Genomic DNA, 18,211 nt, shown 5'->3' with positions numbered 1-18,211 from the left:
GCGAGTGTGATTATGCCTCAGTCTTTATTACCAAATATTCTTCAGTTTATCGGTCAGATAGACCCATTCGATAAGATCCCTAAAGAAGCGCTGCGCGAACTTGCCTCTAATGTTCAGATCACTTACCTCGGCAAAGGTGATGTGGTTGATCTGTGTGAATCGGGCAAGGAAAAGTCGCTCTATATCATTCGAACTGGCTCTATGGAGCAACGAAAATCGGACGGTGTGCTTCGCGCACGTTTAGGTAGCGAAGACTTGTTCGGTTTTACGTTCTTAGATTCTGAAGTCAACGACGAGAAAGGCTATAGAGCCATCGCAATTGAGAACACCTTGCTTTATGTGATTCCACACTCGGCACTTCAAACGCTTTTCAAAGCTTTTCCAAGTTGCGCAGAACACTTTGCTTCACAGGCTCAGGTTCGTTTGAAGTCGGCATTGGATGTTGTGTGGTCAAATAAAGAGAAAGGCTTGTTCATTCGTAAGGTTGAAGAAGTGGCAAGCGGGCAGGTAGCCATTGTTAAGTCTGAGCAAACCATCCAATCGGTAGCGGTGGAAATGCTTCATCAACGCTCGCCATGTGCGGTGATCTATGAGGGTGAAACCATTGTTGGTTTGATTACCGACCGTGACATGACTAAGCGAGTGATCGCTCACGGTGTCAGTACTGATAGCCTGATCTCAGAGGTAATGACACACTCTCCACTCACAGTGAAACCCGATGATTTAGTGCTGCATGCTGCATCTATCATGATGCAATTCAATATCCGTAACTTGCCCGTTGTGAAAGAGAATAAGGTCGTTGGTCTCCTCACCACGTCTCACTTAGTTCAAAACCACCGTGTCCAAGCGATCTTCTTAATCGAGAAAATCAAATACGCGGGCAGTGTGAAAACCATGTCTTCGTTTACCCCAGAGCGACAAGCTATTTTTGAAGCGCTGGTGGAAGGCAAGGTTGCACCGGAAACCGTCGGTAAGGTAATGACCATGATTATGGATGCCTACACTCGTCGATTGATTCAAATAGCGATTGATAAATTAGGCCCACCACCGTGTGATTTCTCTTGGATCGTAGCCGGATCGCACGCGCGTAATGAAGTGCACATGTTGTCGGATCAAGACAGCGCGATTGTACTGGCTGATGATGCGACAGACAGTGACCGTATTTACTTCAAACACTTAGCGATGATGGTGACCAACGGGTTGGCAAGCTGCGATTACCCGTTATGCCCAGGAAAATTCATGGCAGCGACGCCAAAATGGTGTCAGCCACTCAAGGTTTGGAAGCACTACTATAAAAAGTGGGTTGCCAACCCTGAGTATGAACGCCTACTCAACATCAGTGTGTTCCTAGAGATCCGTACTATTTATGGCAACAGTGAGTTCGAAGGCATTCTTCGTGATGAGCTGCATACTAATATTCGCGGCAACCGTGAATTCCTAAGTACGCTCGTGAAAGATGCGGTCAATACCAATCCACCTTTGGGTATCTTCAACAGCTTGGTGTTAGAGAAATCGGGTGAGAACAAGAAAACCTTGAACGTGAAGAAATACGCCATCAACTTGATTATTGATTTAGCACGTATTTATGGTCTTGCAGTGGAGTGTGACTTGTCGGCCACTGATGAACGCTTTGCGGCAGCCAATGAAAAAGGCATGCTGAGCGACGACGCATTCAAAAACATTCTAGGTGCTTACCAGTTCATTCTCTCTTTCCGATTCGGTCATCAACTTGAAGCGTTGAAGAACGGAGATGTGCCCGACAACAATATCAATCCAGATAGCTTTGGTAGCTTTGAACGTAAACACTTGAAAGATGCCTTTAGGATCATTGCTGACCTTCAAGAAGCGGCGAAAATTCGTTTCGGAGCGCGCTAATGAAATCGTTTTTAAATTACTTTCATCCGCTTGAGCGAATTAAACGTAAACGTAAGCAATATCTGGGAACGGTTAAGTTGCCAGAAGCGTTACATGATCTCGTAGATCAGCCTTGCCCTGAAATGACGGACTTGGCCAAAGACAGTGACTATATCGTGCTGGATCTTGAGACCACGGGTCTAGACAGCGAACAAGATCTGATTTTGTCCATGGGTTGGGTCGATGTGGTCAAGGGGCGAATAGACTTAGCGTCCGCCAAGCATATTTACCTGGATAACGATTCGCAGATCAACGCCGAAACCGCCGTGATCAACCATATTACGCCGCAAATGTTAGAAGAGGGCGCTTCTATTCATGATGCGATGCTGACGTTCTTCGAAGCAGCGAAAGGCAAGATTATTGTCGCGCACGCTTGCATGGTAGAAGAGAGGTTCATTAGCCAATATCTTCTTCGTTGCTATGGTTTACGAGCGATTCCTCTGCTTTGGCTAGACACATTGTGTATCGAAAAGAGTATGGAGAAAGCGATCAGCAATCATGAAGAGGTGGATTTGACTCTAGCTGGCACTCGTGAAAGATACGGGCTTCCTGAATACAACAATCACAATGCGCTTGCTGATGCAGTATCAACTGCGGAATTGTTTTTAGCTCAGCAGAAGCGAGTTGTGCCTAACGATGACGTGACAGTTGCATTTCTCTATCGGATCAGTCACTAGGGTGAGGAGCGTTAAGTACTCGGCTCTTATTTGAATGAATTGATTTGAAAGAAGAAAAGCCAGCGATTAAGCTGGCTTTTTTTTAGGTCTTAGAAAATTAGGACAGTAATTATCTTAGATTATCTATATAGCTATCGATTAGAAGCTGTAAGTAATACCTACACGGCTACGTAATTGACGGTCACGGCTGTCTTGAACGTTACCTAACTCAACGTATGGACGCCAGCTCCAGTCAGCCTCTTTGTAGCCCACTTTAAAGTTGTAATCCCACTCGTTGTCAGCACCACCGCCGCCAGTCCACTCATTGTCAATGAAGTCTTCTGCGTAGTTAGCTTCAAAGCCGAACTGCCATGCATTCCAGTTGTAATCGATGTTACCTGTAACTTTACTGCGGTTCTTATTCTCGTTTGAAGAGTCAGATGTGTAGTCACGGAACTCGTGACGGTAGCGAAGTTTCGCCTTTAGGCCTGATTCGAAAGAGTATTGAACACGTACTTGCGGTTTGTAGGTTACGCTATCAGAACCAAACGTTACTGGCATACTTGGTTGAATTAACCAGTGCTCGTTAAGCTTGAATTTGTAACCGTATTCGAACTCGTTGTCTGCCGCTTCCCACTCAGAGAAAGGCTTACCTTTTTGCTTCATTTCAGCGCCGAAGAAGTGGTTATCGACAGAACCGCTCATCTTGATACGACTTGCCCAGTCTTCTGAGCCATGTTTGTACTCTTGGCGCGCGTCGAGTGATGCGGCAGACACGCTGCCTGCGAAAAGAGTCGCTAATACTGCAAGTGTTACTTTATTCGTTTTTATCATTGTTATTGTTTCCACTGTATCTAAATAAAAAGGGGTTACTAAAGGGCCAACGTTGAGCCCTTTGTTGTATTTGGGATTATAGTTTTGGGTAAAGTAGTTCTACGTCTCGTTGAGCCCACACTTCAGCTAGCTGCTTCTTGACTGTGAATTCACTGAAATCGGTCTCTGTTGCTAGTTTTACCCATTCAGGGTTTTCCATAGCTACGCCAGCTTTCAGGTAAAGCGGAGTCATACGTTCAACGCGACGACGTTCGTCTTTCTGTGTGTATGGCCACTCTTTCGATAGGTCGTTGTAATCAGCCATTAGCTGAATACCTGTGTCTAAAGAACCGCCTTTCTTATTGGTGTAGTTCCAAAGATCGATACCGACCTTGTCACCGATCTGAGCCATACCGATCAATGGATCTAGGCTGAAATAGTGGTAGTGGTAAGCACGCGTGCGCTCGATTTCATGAGGCTGAGAGCCGTCTTTTTCGAATTGAGTGTCGATACGCATCTTGCCTTTTTGAACCATTTGCTTAGCAAGCGTTTCGTTACCAATAAAGTAAGAAACACCTGCAACTTGATAGTCGTACCAAGTACCGTGGTTGTTTTCTGCGTAAGCTTCGCCTTTAGGACCGCCAGATAAATCATCGATGATCAACCAATCCAAGTATTCGCTGTACCATTGGGTGATTTGTGTTTCGTCAGACTCTGACCAGGTAGGTGATTGAGACAAAATAGCGATTGAATCTAACATGCGATCAGTCAGCGTTCTTGTATCGATGATTCCACCGCGGCGACCTTCTGCTACACCAGGAACACCTTGTCCGTAGTTCACGTTCGGGTTCATCTTGGTGTCTTCGTTGAAGAACCAAGTTCTTATGTATTCGATACCTTGCTGAGCATATTTTTCGTCTTGGCTAAAATAATAGGCGACCGCTAATGCACGAACAGAACGGGTGAAGTGTCCAATACGTTTTGAGTCAGTTTCGTCAGTTTTTGATGCTGGGTTTGTTTTTCCGTCATGGCGAATCCATGGAAGCCCATCTTCTTTTGATTCATCAGGCCACCAGTATGGGCTGATGCTCATGTAATCGTTCTTGCTGCCACTTGGCGGAACCATTCCTTTATCAGCAACGCTAAAAGGACCATCGTTCATTGCTAGGTCGGCTTCTTCAATAAGCTTTGTGTACGCGTCTTTCATTGATTCAGAAGCATTGTCTGATTGAAGAAGAGTACGGTTCGCTTCTAATGTTGCTTCGTCTAAGAAAACGAATTCAGCGGCTATAGCCTGAGAACCAAAGGTGATAGCACCAATACAAGCAGCAAGATGTAGGAGTCGAGGGGCTTTCATATTTACGCCTTTTGTTTTGAGTTAAAATAATACAAATATGCTAACGATTTGAAGGCGCATGATCTGTGAATTGGATCGTGTTGTGAGGACAAAACCACTATTTACAAAGGGTTACAAAGTCAGTTTATATCGGTAAGTTTATGATTTTTAGTGTTTTGTTTGTCTGTTGAACATGATTTTTAAGGGTTTTGTTCATCAATAAATGTGCGCTACAGCAAAAAATTGAATCTTTAGATGTCATTTTTATTTGTAATACATTATTATTTACTAACTTTCTGTAGCAACACATAACTTTGCTGTGTTGATTGCATGAATTGACGCTGCGAAGCGGATAAGTAAGAACGATTTAAAGGCTAAATGGTTAGAAAGGAAAAATGGCTAAAAGCCAAAATGCTTTAGACCGCTAGCATTTGTTTTAGGTGTTATAGAGCTCGACCAGAGATGATTTGAAATGTAGTAGGCAAGGCAGTGACATAGCCTGCTATATAGATATGAACTTGATAGGAATGAACAGGGTTCGAATGGTTACCCGTTGTTCTTATTAGCGACAAAGAAGAAATCGTTGAAGTGCTTGCGAAAGCATTTTGATTATTGCTCCCAACTATTCTAATTATAACTTCTGCTTTCGTTTAGAAAGGTAGGAGACGGTAGTCGAAGATCTACCCTTGCGCTCATGTTGATACAGGCAACATGAGCGTTTTTTTATCTGAAATTTGAGTAGAGTGTCGTTTGAAGCGCAATAAGCGTGTAAGCCGCGGCTTAAGAGCTAGGCTTTTAGGTTGATGACAGCGCGTTCAAGTGAGTTTGTCTGTTCAACAACTGAAGTTGCAGAAGCGGCGTTTTTTGAAGCGCTCGTTACATTCGTCAGTGTCAGCTGTTTAATGGCATCTACGTTTTCGATGATCTCTGACGTCACTTCACTTTGCTCCTTCATAGCATTGGAGACTTCTAAACTGTTATTTAGAATGGTTTCCATGTCTGCGATAACCGATGTGATTCTTGAATGTGCCTTCTCACAAGAGTCGACACTGCTGTTACCTTTTTCACAACAATTTTGAATCGTGTTAACCACCATTTGGGTTTGATCTTGAACCCCTTGAATAATGGTTGAGATCTCTTCGGTTGAAAGCTGTGTTCTGCCAGCCAAGGTTCTCACTTCATCGGCGACGACCGCAAAACCACGACCTTGCTCTCCAGCGCGCGCTGCTTCAATAGCGGCGTTCAAAGCGAGTAGGTTGGTTTGTTCAGCAATGTCTTTAATCACTTCTAGTACGGTATTGATCTTTTCTGAGTGCACAGAAAGGCGATTCACTTCTTCACTCGCACTCACTAAGTCAGTTGAAAGCGTATTGATTGTGTCTCTGGTGAAGGCCACATCGTTCAGGCCATCATTTGCCGTGGAGAAGCTGGTTTGTGCATTTGATGATGCATTTTCACTATTGGTCGCAACACTTTGGATATTGCTGCCCATTTGATTTATCGCGGTCGCAATATTTTCTGTTTGTCGTTGCTGCTTGTTTAAAGCGCTTTCCACTTCTATGCCGTCGTGTTGCAACTGGTTCGAAATGTTGCCGAGCTCTTGGATCGACCCTTGTACTTGACCAACAAGTTGACGAATATCTTCTAAGACGGTGTTAAATGACTTGGCAATATCCGCAATTTCATCTGAACCGCTGTCTTCCGCTTTAACGGTAAAGTCACGTTGTTGGGATACGTGCAACATGGTTGCGTTTAACGAGGCTATCTTCTTAGCGACACGCGATGAGATCCCAAAGGACAGTGCGATCAGTAATCCAGTGACGGCGATTACGGAACTCACAATAAACGTAGTGATGGTTTGTTGAATCGATTCGACCTGTTGTTCTAAACGACCTTCAACGCCGGTAAATATCGAGATGATATCTTCAAACAGCATTTTCATTTCTGATTTCAGCTCACTGACCTTTGCAGGGTTGCGTTCTATCGCGTCTACCATCAAGGAAAAATCTTTGTCGTATTGTTTTACTTCTCGTGTCAGCTTGTCTAACTCAGGCACCGCTATATCTGACTCTTCAAGTAAAACAGAGAAGCTATTCATCAACTGTTGGAAGTGTGAATACTCTTTGGCGAATTCAGGCTTGAGGGCTTTGTCGTGGCTGATCAGAAACTCTAGTTCCGTTCGATTTAGTTGAAGCATCGAAACTTCAAGCGACTTCACCTTGATCAGGGTTTTCTCAAGTTTGATCAGCTTTAGGTTTGCCATTTCAGTGAATGAGACGACAACCAATAACGAAATAATGGATAAACAAGCAAGGCTAAAAAGGGAGGTTTTAATTTTCATAGGCAGGCACCAAAGCAAAACAATATGACTCAACAACGTATTTGGGAATCTCGTTTCTCTTATTTGCGTGATCAGTAGCTTACAAGCGGATAACTGGGATCTGACTCGCAACGGAAACGTTTGCTTACAGTATTTTATGGAAAGGTTATGCGCAAGTTAAATATTTAATATTTTCAATGACTATTGGTGATTGTTTTATCACTAGATGGAGTGCTGTAAATAATAACGAGAGATTGAGCTATAGTCGGACCAAAGTGATGAGGGGAAGTGGTAGAGAAAAGAGCAAGTGAAAAAGCCACGAACATTCACGCTTAGTCACATGAATGCTCGTTTCTCTTCTCTTGTCTTCTCTTGTTGTGTCTCTTGCTCTGGTCGCTTAATTGCAGACGGGTTAGCAGCAGACGGGTTTGCAGCAGACGGTTAGCTGCAGGCGGATTCGCAGCAGTCGTTTATATGTATGAGACTAACCCTGTGAGAGCCGTTTTTTAGTATTAGCTTTCCGTCGGCATCCAAACCTGTTTAGATGTGACTTTGTGGTCTTTAAATGTCAGTTCTTCAACCTTGTCTCCGTTAGAATTCCAGCGAGTGAGTTTCCCGTTTGCTACTTCGCCTTCATCAAATTTCGCTTGGCTGGCCTTATTGCCATTAGGGTAGTAGTCCGTTACCAATCCATCTTTTTGCCCGTCACTGAATTCGGCTGTTAGGCTTTGTTCGCCATTCGGATACCAGCGAGAGGCAACACCCGACAGCTCATTGTCTTTATAGTTGAGCTCCGCTTTTTTCTGTCCGTTTGGATACCAGGTCTCGGCCTTACCTTGCAGCTCACCTTTAACGTAATTCACTTTAGAAGCAACTTGGCCATTTGGGTACCAGTTGGTTTCTAACCCAAGCTCTAGGCCATCGGCAAATTGAGCTTGGGTCGCGACTTGGCCGTTATCGAACTTCTCTTCAAATTGACCAGTAAAGGGTTTTGAGTGGTTTACTTGATAAGCCACACCTTTGCGCATTTGTAAGTAGTCAACAGCATCATCGCTGGTGGCTGCATAGCTCATAGAAGATACCGTACTAAGAGCAATTAAGATTGGAACGTATTTCTTCATAATGACACCTTTTTAATGGACGAGGGGAAAGTGTAACGGGTGTGTTAAAAGCATTTCACTTCCGAGAACCACTGTCAGTATCTAATAGTGGTTTTCAAGTTTTCATTATTGGCTACCTAATATAGGGAACTTTTAAAAGCAAATTTTCAATCTTATTTGTGCTACAAATGTGTTCGTATGATTCATTTTTATAAATTATATCTAACGATATTTTTGCTGTTCTTCTTTGAGCTTTGATCGTGACGAGTAATGGTTTTTGTCGATAATTCTTCGTTTTTTAGAGGGTTTGTTCATGTTTTTTCGGGGTTTTTGTCGAAATCTAGTACGGATGGCTGCACTCACTTGAGGAATTATGCTCCTAGGTGGTGCAACTTTGAACTCGATCACTTGTATGATTAATTGAGTGTCAGACTGTAGGATCACTGTCACGCATTTGGATTATTGTAGTACAAATATACTTGCCATCTATCTATAGTGACCTCAACAAAAAAACATAAATAAAAGGTCTAACGATGGAACTCAATACCCTGATAGTTGGCATCTACTTCCTATTCTTAATTGCGATAGGGTGGATGTTCCGAACGTTTACAAGTACGACAAGTGATTACTTCCGTGGGGGAGGTAATATGCTGTGGTGGATGGTAGGTGCAACCGCATTTATGACCCAGTTCAGTGCTTGGACATTTACTGGTGCAGCAGGTAAAGCCTTTACCGATGGTTTTGCCGTCGCGATTATCTTCATCGCGAACGCATTCGGTTACCTAATGAACTACCTTTACTTCGCTCCGAAGTTCCGCCAACTGCGCGTTGTGACGGTAATTGAAGCGATTCGTATGCGTTTTGGTAAGGTGAATGAGCAAGTATTTACTTGGTCTGGCATGCCAAACAGCGTTATCTCTGCTGGTATCTGGTTGAACGGCCTTGCGATCATCGCATCAGGTATCTTCGGCTTTGATATGACAACGACGATTGTCCTAACGGGTCTGGTTGTACTGGTGATGTCAGTAACGGGCGGCTCTTGGGCGGTAATCGCATCTGACTTTATGCAGATGGTTATCATCATGGCGGTAACGGTGACGTGTGCTGTGGTTGCTATTTACCACGGTGGCGGCGTTACGCAGATCGTTAACGACTTCCCAACAGATTCATTCATTACGGGTGATAACCTGAACTACATGAGCATCTTCAGCATCTGGGCTGTGTTCATCTTCTTAAAGCAGTTCAGCATTACCAACAACATGCTTAACTCTTACCGCTACCTTGCTGCGAAAGATTCAAACAACGCACGTAAAGCAGCACTGCTTGCTTGTGTACTAATGACGCTTGGTCCAATCATCTGGTTCATGCCTTCTTGGTTCATGGCTGGTCAAGGTGTTGATTTAGCAGCTGCTTACCCAGAAGCTGGCAGCAAAGCCGCTGACTTCGCTTACCTTTACTTCGTTCAAGAATACATGCCTGCAGGTATGGTTGGCCTTCTGATTGCCGCTATGTTCGCAGCAACAATGTCTTCAATGGACTCAGGTCTAAACCGTAACTCAGGTATCTTCGTTAAGAACTTCTATGAGCCGATTCTTCGTCCTAAAGCGACAGAGAAAGAGCTAATGGTTGTTTCTAAACTAACGTCTACTTTCTTCGGCATCGCGATCATCTTGGTTGCTCTGTTCATCAACTCTCTTAAAGGTCTGAGCCTTTTCGACACCATGATGTACGTGGGCGCATTGATCGGCTTCCCAATGACGATTCCAGCATTCTGTGGCTTCTTCATCCGTAAAACACCGGATTGGGCAGGTTGGGGCACGCTAGTTGTAGGTGGTGTGGTTTCTTACTTCGTTGGTTTCGTTATCACTGCGGACATGATTCAAAACTGGTTCGGTCTAAATGAACTAACAGGTCGTGAGTGGGCTGACCTGAAAGTGGCTATCGGCCTTATCGGTCACATCGTATTTACTGCTGGCTTCTTCGTACTTTCAACACTGTTCTACAAGCCTCTTGCTGAGCACCGTGAGAAAGACGTAGACAAGTTCTTCAACAACCTTGCGACACCACTAGTTGCTGAAAGTAATGAACAGAAGAAACTGGATAACAAGCAACGTCGTATGTTGGGTTCACTTATCGCGGTAGCGGGTGTGGGCGTAATGACTATGTTCGTACTGCCAAACCCAATGTGGGGACGCATGGTATTCGTTCTGTGTGGCTTGATTGTGTTCTCTGTTGGTCTGTTACTTGTTAAAGCAGTCGATGACAAAGTCGAGCAACAAGACGAAGTGACTCCAGCCGAAGGCTAATCTAATTCGCATCCTAAATAACATCACGGCCACCTGAACGGGTGGTCGTCATTTTTATAATCCAATATTTAACGTGAGATGTACGATGAACAAAAAACTATTATCGGTAAGCATTATTAGCGCGTTCACGCTCGCTTTTGCAACTGGCTGTACAACACAAGAAAAAACAGCACCTGTAGTCAGTATCGCTGAACAAGCTGCGCCAGCTATTAGCGAAATCGACCGTAGTTACCTATTGAGCAGTGACCGCTTAACTGAGGTAGATGGTGACACTTTAGTTGTTGCTTCAGAAGAACAAGTGGCTGCGCTCAAAGCAAAATTTGAAAACCTAAAAGATGGCGACGAAGTGGTGATCCCTGCCGGTAAATACGCGAACTTAGGTCAAGTGACGATCACGGCGAATGACATCACTATCAAAGCTGAGCAAGCAGGTTCTGCGTGGATCACTGGCTTGATCCAGTTTGAACTGAAAGGTGATGACATCACGCTTGATGGCCTAGTGTTTACCGAAGGTGGTCCAAACGAGCGTTTTGGCGCAGTACGTATGATGGGTAATGGCAACACGCTACAAAACTCAACATTCTACTACTTCAACCATGATTACACGTACGAGCCAGACGAGCGTCGTTCTGAGTATCCAAAGTACCTATGGGTTTCTCTATGGGGTAAAGATGGCAAAGTCATCAACAACCGTTTCGAAGGTAAGCAAAAACGCGGCACTTTGATTGGTGTACAAAAAGATGACACAGCTGATAACCACCTGATCGCAAATAACATCTTCATGGATCAAAAGCCTAACCAGTTCAACGAATTCGACATTAAAGAAGCGATTCGTTACAACGGCAACAGTTGGGAAGCGATCCGTATTGGTGATTCTAAAGCTTCACAGTGGGATTCAAGTTCTAAGTTCGTGAACAACCTAATGATCGATATGGATGGTGAGCGTGAGCTTATCTCGATTAAGTCGGGCGACAACACGATCTCAGGCAATACGATTTTCCAAAGCACGGCGCTTATTTCACTGCGTCACGGAAAAGGCAACACGGTTGAGAACAACATGATTCTAGGTAATGGAAAGCGCCTAACGGGCGGCGTCCGTATCTACGATGAAGATCATGTGATTCGTAACAACTACATTGCAAACACTCGAGGCCGCGATGGCTTGATTGAAGGCAATGCTGACCTACGTGGCGGTATTGTTATTAACACGGGCATCATCGACGTAGCGAATGGTGAGCAGCTAGATCAATCGGTGAAGGGCAAAGAGCTGAACAAGCAATGGACGCCGAAAAACATCACCATCGAGAACAACTCTCTAGTCGACACTGAGTGGGGCATTGTTTACGGCAACCAAAGCCACCGTGTAAGTTTGTTTGACAACGCAGAAGTGGAAGGCATTTATGCTGGTGTTGATGTGGCGTTCAAACACAACGTGGTCGATAACTCGCTGTCACCTGAGTTTGTAAGTGTACGTGCAACGCAAGATTTCCCATTAGTTGGCGCAACCTACACAGACGAAACTTACGTAGGTCAAGTAACGGATTCTGAACTGATCGAAGGCTACTCGGTAGAATTACCAAAAGTCGTTGTAGAAAATGGCATCAACGCTTATCAAGGTGAAGGCGCAGACGTGTCTAAACTTGCGGTCGTGACGGCTGAAACAGCGGGTCCAGACTACGTGCTTGAGAATACGACTAAGTAAGTTAATGGCTAATGGCTAATGGCTAAAGGTCAATGGTTTAATGGCTTGAGCTATCAAACCAATTCACGATAGCTGTCCTGACCATTAACACTTAAAAAGCCTCAACGGATAATGTCTGTTGAGGCTTTATCGATCTTAGGTCGTGATCATCTCAATCTTACGTCGTGACTATTTTAATCTTACGTCGAGACTACTGTGATTTATACTTATGCAGTAGATCCCAAGGGATATGACATAAGTGGTGATCTTCAGGGAAGTGACTTAAGTGATGCTGGTGGATGTCATCGCTGGCAACATAATTGGTCAATGGCAACACTTCAACAGCGATACGGTCGGCATCATCTCTTGAAGAAATATAGTGCTTGGCTTCGGTTAAGTGTTCTGCATTAGTGCTGTAAACGCCTGTTCGGTATTTCTCTCCGACATCGACACCTTGTTTATTCACGCTGTAAGGGTCAATAATCTCAAACAAGTGTTCCATCAGAATCGTTACTGACGTGATGCTTGGATCAAACTCTATTTGTACGCACTCTGCGTAGCCATCGTAATCGTTTTGTGTGCTGTCGCTTTGAGCCGTCTTGTTTTCTGTTGGCTGGGCGCTTCCATTAGCACGGCCTGCTTCTGTGCTGATAACACCAGGAACGTACTTAATAAATTCTTGTACACCCCACAAGCAACCGCCAGCTAAATAAATTTGTTCCATACTTCTCTTTGAGCTCTCTGTGTTTGTTGATGTTCGTTAGGTACTCGAATCAATGCGATGATACCCGCACGTATAAAAAAGCGTCTATAAAAATGAGCGCGCAAATAAAAACAAGCGTTTAGGCATTGTAAACCTGTGCGACTGAACAAACATAAGTTTAATATGATTTGTGATTATATAAGTCAGTATTGCTTTGTCATCAACTCGAATCTCAACATCAAGTGAGCGTTACTCTAAACATGTTTGATCAAATAAAAGACTTCATTAATCCGAGCAAGAACCCAGATCTTGCTCAGGCCCATGAATACCAGCGTCAGCATCTGCCGACATTGTGGTTGTTGGGGAAAACGGGGGCGGGCAAGTCATCGTTTATTCAGGCGGTGACTGGCGACTCTTCTGTGGAAGTTGGCAATGGTTTTGCACCTTGTACCATGACGGCGATGTCTTACGAATTCCCACAAGACAAACCGGTGATGCGCTTTCTCGATACCAGAGGACTAAGCGAAGCGAATTATGATGCGAAAGAGGATCTGGAAGAGATTGGTCAGGCAGGTAATGCGTTAGTCGTTGTAATGAAAGCCGACGAACCTGAACAATCCGCTGTGCTTACGGCTCTAAAACAGATTAAGAAGCAAAAGAAGATTAAGCACTTACTGTTGGTTCATACCGCTGTGTTGTCTTCCTGTGAACCAGATCGAGCAAGGCAAATTCAGTTCAACACTAACCAAGTAGAGAAGGCTTGGGGTAAAGAGTTTGAATCGGTCGCGGTCGATTTCGAGACGGATGACTCGAGCAATAACAGTGGTTCAATTTACAACTATGACATCTTGTTAGAAAAGCTGACCAGTATTCTTCCGGTGATCGGAATGATGGTGCAAGACAAGGAGCATTCCACGCAAGAAGAAGCCAACTTTGATCAAGTAGAAAACGAAGTGCTTTGGTATGCAGGAAGTGCGGCGGCGAGCGACTTGATTCCAGGTGTTGGTTTGGTATCGGTACCTGCGATTCAAGCGAAAATGCTTCATAGCTTGGCGAACCAATATGGGGTCGAATGGAACAAGAGAGTCTTCAGTGAGTTGATAGGCACTTTGGGAAGCAGCTTTGCTTTGCAATACGGAATGAAACTGGGCACTCGACAGTTGATAAAGCTGATTCCAGTTTATGGTCAAACGGTAGGTGCGGTGGCTGCAGCTGCAATGAGTTTCGGCACCTCTTATGGTTTAGGTCGCGCTGCGTGTTTTTACTTCTATCATAAGAACAAAGGCGAAGAAGTGTCTGAACAAGAGATGCAGAAGATCTACAAAGAATCCCTGAAAAAAGGAAAGGCGGCGTCGGGCTATGAAGAAAATTAGAAACCTATTTCGATTACTGGCGGTGCTATCGAGCGGCCGTTGGGGTATTGCCCTGATTTCGGCCATCTTCCCAAGCATTATCATGATGGGTTTTGGTGTCTTTTTGGCGATCAAATACGGTTACCTGCTCGAAATGTCGATTGCCATTGCCGTGAGTACCTTGGTGTTCACCATTCCTTTGTTCATTTCTAGTCGTTCTTCACGCGATTCTTCAAGCCACTCTTCACGCCGATCTTCAAGTACGGAGCCCTTCTCAAATAAAGAGAGTGACGACCTTGGTGAGGGTGCTTCTGAGTCACAACATAACAAAGCTGATATCAACGATGCATTGGTTAAGGCTTCGGCTGATTGGTCTCAAAAAGAACTGTCGATTTGGAATGATTCAAAACACTACGTGCGACAGCAATTAATGGTCGATATAGAGTGGGGCAACCTAGACCAAACCGGTTTAGAGGTACTTGAATTTGTTGCGAAAAAGTTTGATAAGAAATCACTCGATTTTTCGATTCCTGAAGGGCTAAAGCTGTTCGAAGAGGTAAGCCGACGTTACAAATTGGTCGTGCGAGAGCATATACCTGGTATTGAGTATCTCAAGGTTTCTTACATCAAAGCGGGCTATGAAGCCTATGACAAATATGGCGAGCTAGGGCAGAAGATCGTTAAGGCCGCTATTTGGGGGAATCACCTCAAAAACCTCTATTTGAACCCGCTAAAAGTGATTTCCGATTTGGGTCGAGAACAAGCGACGGCAACGATGACAAGAGGGGTGGTTGATGACATGCAATACGCCGCTAAACAAGCCTTGTTAGATGAAGTCGCGGCGGTGGCGATTGACCTCTATAGCGGACGTTTCAGCATTGAAGATGAAGCACTGAAAGCGTCTGATGTTTCTGAACTCGACGAACAACGCTTTGCTCCAGAGTTAGAACCTGTGCGAATCGTGCTAGTGGGGCAAACCAGTTCTGGTAAATCTTCGCTTATCAATGCGCTTAAGCAAGAGTTGGTTGCAGAAGTGGATGTACTGCCATCAACCGACACTTCAATGGTGTACAACGCGTTTGTCGACGACAATGATGTTCGCGTTGTTGATCTTCAAGGGCTTGATGGCAATCCTAAAACCGAAGCCTTAATGCTCAAAGAGATGACCCAAGCCGATGTGGTGCTATGGGTATTGAAAGCCAGTCAATCTGCACGTGATTTGGATAAGCAGTTGAAAGATAGATTTGATGCTTTCTATGACGATCCTAAGAACATCTCACGTAAGAAGCCGATAGTTGTCTCGGTTGTTAATCAGGTAGACCGATTAAAGCCTGTCGACGACTGGCAGCCGCCGTATGACTTAGACAACCCAATATCGGCTAAAGCGAAGATCATTGCTCAAGCGCTCGAATACAATCATATATTGCTGCAAACCGATATCGTGTTACCACTGGCGATTGCGCCAGAAAAGGTACAGTTCGGTTTAGATACATTAAGGCAGACGTTGATCGAGCGTATCGCTGACGCAAATAACGTTCAGAGAAATCGCCAACGTTTAGAAGCCATGAAAAGAGGCACGTCGGTTAAAGGCCAACTGAATAAAGCGGTCAAGGTGGGTAAGAAGGTTGCCCCCAGTGCATTGAAAGCAGCGACGCCAAAACTGGCTGAAATGGCCATCAAGCAAGTCGTGAAGAAAAAGTAATCCACGACTGCGGCTGCAAAACGGTTCTGATGAGGCTTGAGACTCATCAGAGCTTATCTTTTTAGCTCAGTAGATTTCTAGAAGATAGCTTTGTCGAAAATAGCCACCTTCATCCTATATCGGATAAGCATTGAATTTAAAAATGTCCGTTATTATTAAGGCGATCACGAACTAGTTTAATAGTATGTAAAATGATGTTCTTCACAGTTTATATAACACGCTATCGTATTTAATTACCATTCTAAATATTGATCACATTTATACTTTTCGAAGCTTTATTTATAAAACAATTGCACTATATTTAAATTTCGGATCATCTTGATTTCAACGTAGGGATATATTGTGAACATGTATCTGAAATGGCAATCAACAACATGGCTAACCTTGTTAGCTTGGTATACCTTAGATCACCAGCTCTCGTTCCGTCTTTCTTCAGAGTAGTACCCTCTAGGCGTCACGCGCCAGCAAAGCAGCGTGCTTTGTTTACCTATCAGCAGCTTTGATAACCTTTGAACGTATGAATGTCGCACTTATTATTCCGTGCAAGGTATTCATTGTTTTGTCGTTCTCGCTAATTATCTTAGCCTCTGTTTAGGTTTGATTAATAAGTCATTATTTAATTTTTTTATTTTCACTATTAATTTCCTGTGTGTCTTTATACGGAACTATTAATTTAATGGTGAGGATTCTTGACATCTAAAGAAAATAGATTTCGACCTGATCGGAATGTATTGAAAGGTATTATTATGGAAAACTTCAAACATCTACCAGAACCGTTTCGTATTCGTGTTGTAGAGCCAGTAAAAAGAACAACTCGTGCCTATCGTGAACAAGCCATTGTCGAAGCGGGGATGAACCCATTCTTACTTGATAGTGATGATGTGTTTATCGACTTACTGACAGACAGCGGAACCGGTTCTATTACTCAGCGTATGCAAGCCGCGATGTTGATGGGTGATGAAGCTTACAGTGGTAGTCGCAGTTACTACGCATTGTCGAATGCGGTTAAGGATATCTTCGGTTACGAGTTGACGATTCCAACCCACCAAGGACGCGGTGCCGAGCAGATCTACATTCCGGTTCTTATCAAAAAGCGTGAAATGGAGAAAGGGCTCGACCGAAGCAAAATGGTCGCTCTGTCGAACTACTTCTTCGATACAACACAAGGTCACACCCAAGTGAATTGCTGCGTGGCGAAGAACGTTTATACCAAAGAAGCGTTTGATACCTCAGTGAACGCGGATTTCAAAGGCAACTTCGATGTGGTGAAGCTGGAAGAAGCGATCTTAGAAGCGGGCGCGGCCAATGTTCCTTACATCGTAAGTACCATTACCTGTAACTCTGCTGGTGGGCAGCCAGTGTCTATCGCTAACCTAAAAGCCGTGTATGAAATAGCACAGAAATACGATATTCCTGTGATCATGGACTCAGCACGCTACGCTGAAAATGCTTACTTCATTCAACAACGTGAAGCGGGTTATCAAGACTGGACAATCGAACAGATCACGCGTGAGTCATACAAATACGCGGATGGCTTAGCCATGTCTGCCAAGAAAGATGCCATGGTCCAAATGGGCGGCTTGTTGTGCTTTAAAGATGCGTCTTTCATGGATGTGTACACAGAGTGTCGAACTTTGTGTGTGGTGCAAGAAGGTTTCCCAACCTATGGTGGTTTAGAAGGTGGCGCAATGGAGCGTCTTGCGGTTGGCCTTTATGACGGCATGCGTCAAGACTGGTTGGAATATCGTATTGGTCAGGTTCAATACTTAGTCGATGGCTTAGAAGCGATAGGTATCGTGTGCCAACAAGCGGGTGGTCATGCTGCGTTTGTCGATGCGGGTAAACTGCTTCCTCATATTCCAGCGGGTCAGTTCCCAGCACATGCTTTGGCGTGCGAGCTGTACAAAGTGGCAGGTATCAGAGCTGTTGAAATTGGTTCCTTGCTGCAAGGACGCGATCCTGCCACGGGCGAACAGCATCCATGCCCTGCAGAGTTATTGCGCCTTACTATTCCACGCGCGACGTACACACAAACACACATGGACTTCATCATCGAAGCGTTCGAAAAAGTGAAAGAGAACGCAAGCAAAGTGAAAGGGCTCGATTTTACTTACGAACCGCCAGTGTTAAGACATTTCACTGCGCGCTTGAAAGAGGTTGAAACCGTTGAAAAACAGACAGAAAAAAAGAATGAACAAACGCTCGAAGAAGCATTTTAAAATAAAAACATAAGCGAATAGTCACTAGAAACATAATTAAAGGCTCCCTCGGGAGTAATGCCGATCAGTTAAAGCCAAAGTGATCGGTTGAAGGATCCTTCCGAGCTGT

General features: G+C 44.3%; 13 protein-coding genes. 8 read left to right on the top strand and 5 right to left on the bottom strand.

The genetic code is table 11. The features are described from left to right. Window positions 1–12: 12 nt before the first annotated feature. Window positions 13–1,875, top strand: coding sequence for a DUF294 nucleotidyltransferase-like domain-containing protein (locus AB6E08_RS13695; RefSeq protein ID WP_017081004.1), 1,863 nt, complete (start codon window positions 13–15; stop codon window positions 1,873–1,875). Further along, entirely contained in the window at window positions 1,875–2,591 is a 717-nt protein-coding gene (locus tag AB6E08_RS13690) for a 3'-5' exonuclease (protein WP_017077162.1), read from the top strand. Before AB6E08_RS13695 ends, AB6E08_RS13690 begins: the two co-directional genes overlap by 1 nt. Before the next feature lie 138 nt (window positions 2,592–2,729). Here the strand turns inward: AB6E08_RS13690 and AB6E08_RS13685 are convergent, their stop codons facing one another. From AB6E08_RS13685 to AB6E08_RS13675, 3 genes are all read right to left on the bottom strand, one after another. After that, on the bottom strand, window positions 2,730–3,404 hold the full coding sequence (locus AB6E08_RS13685; RefSeq protein ID WP_065682232.1) for an oligogalacturonate-specific porin KdgM family protein: 675 nt from the start codon (window positions 3,402–3,404) through the stop codon (window positions 2,730–2,732). 76 nt (window positions 3,405–3,480) lie between these two features. Next, window positions 3,481–4,740 carry an alginate lyase family protein gene (locus tag AB6E08_RS13680; RefSeq protein ID WP_102450741.1) on the bottom strand — a complete coding sequence of 420 codons (1,260 nt, stop codon included), beginning with the start codon at window positions 4,738–4,740 and terminating at the stop codon, window positions 3,481–3,483. Window positions 4,741–5,506: 766 nt separating this feature from the next. After that, complete coding sequence (locus AB6E08_RS13675; RefSeq protein ID WP_061021515.1) at window positions 5,507–7,060, bottom strand: methyl-accepting chemotaxis protein; 1,554 nt, start codon at window positions 7,058–7,060, stop codon at window positions 5,507–5,509. Between the two features lie 286 nt (window positions 7,061–7,346). On the opposite strand from AB6E08_RS13675, the gene AB6E08_RS13670 reads away from it, so the two are divergent. Next, window positions 7,347–7,484 carry a hypothetical protein gene (locus AB6E08_RS13670; RefSeq protein ID WP_372160006.1) on the top strand — a complete coding sequence of 46 codons (138 nt, stop codon included), beginning with the start codon at window positions 7,347–7,349 and terminating at the stop codon, window positions 7,482–7,484. A gap of 67 nt (window positions 7,485–7,551) precedes the next feature. Here the strand turns inward: AB6E08_RS13670 and AB6E08_RS13665 are convergent, their stop codons facing one another. Next, complete coding sequence (locus AB6E08_RS13665) at window positions 7,552–8,160, bottom strand: toxin-antitoxin system YwqK family antitoxin (protein WP_076679156.1); 609 nt, start codon at window positions 8,158–8,160, stop codon at window positions 7,552–7,554. 512 nt (window positions 8,161–8,672) lie between these two features. Here AB6E08_RS13665 and AB6E08_RS13660 point away from each other — a divergent pair. Further along, window positions 8,673–10,445, top strand: a complete 1,773-nt coding sequence (locus tag AB6E08_RS13660; protein ID WP_032555190.1) for a sodium:solute symporter family transporter — start codon at window positions 8,673–8,675, stop codon at window positions 10,443–10,445. A gap of 85 nt (window positions 10,446–10,530) precedes the next feature. Next, complete coding sequence (locus tag AB6E08_RS13655; RefSeq protein WP_372064457.1) at window positions 10,531–12,147, top strand: polysaccharide lyase 6 family protein; 1,617 nt, start codon at window positions 10,531–10,533, stop codon at window positions 12,145–12,147. Window positions 12,148–12,337: 190 nt separating this feature from the next. On the opposite strand, the gene AB6E08_RS13650 is transcribed toward AB6E08_RS13655, so the two are convergent. Continuing rightward, window positions 12,338–12,850 carry a peptide-methionine (S)-S-oxide reductase gene (locus AB6E08_RS13650; protein ID WP_052878544.1) on the bottom strand — a complete coding sequence of 171 codons (513 nt, stop codon included), beginning with the start codon at window positions 12,848–12,850 and terminating at the stop codon, window positions 12,338–12,340. A gap of 239 nt (window positions 12,851–13,089) precedes the next feature. On the opposite strand from AB6E08_RS13650, the gene AB6E08_RS13645 reads away from it, so the two are divergent. The 3 genes from AB6E08_RS13645 (at window position 13,090) to tnaA (ending at window position 18,102) form a co-directional block, all read left to right on the top strand. Beyond that, entirely contained in the window at window positions 13,090–14,202 is a 1,113-nt protein-coding gene (locus AB6E08_RS13645) for a YcjF family protein (protein WP_372064459.1), read from the top strand. Next, window positions 14,189–15,883, top strand: coding sequence for a GTPase family protein (locus tag AB6E08_RS13640; RefSeq protein ID WP_372064461.1), 1,695 nt, complete (start codon window positions 14,189–14,191; stop codon window positions 15,881–15,883). The genes AB6E08_RS13645 and AB6E08_RS13640 overlap by 14 nt, the downstream gene beginning before the upstream one ends. Before the next feature lie 746 nt (window positions 15,884–16,629). Further along, window positions 16,630–18,102 (top strand): tryptophanase, encoded by a 1,473-nt coding sequence (gene tnaA, locus AB6E08_RS13635; RefSeq protein ID WP_372064463.1) that lies wholly within the window; start codon window positions 16,630–16,632, stop codon window positions 18,100–18,102. Window positions 18,103–18,211 lie beyond the last annotated feature (109 nt).

The sequence above is a fragment of the Vibrio sp. 10N.247.310.24 genome, from assembly GCF_041467175.1.
GTDB lineage: Bacteria > Pseudomonadota > Gammaproteobacteria > Enterobacterales > Vibrionaceae > Vibrio > Vibrio tasmaniensis_A.
The sequence above is the reverse complement of the archived record's forward strand: the minus strand, read 5'-3'. Positions and strand labels throughout refer to the sequence as shown.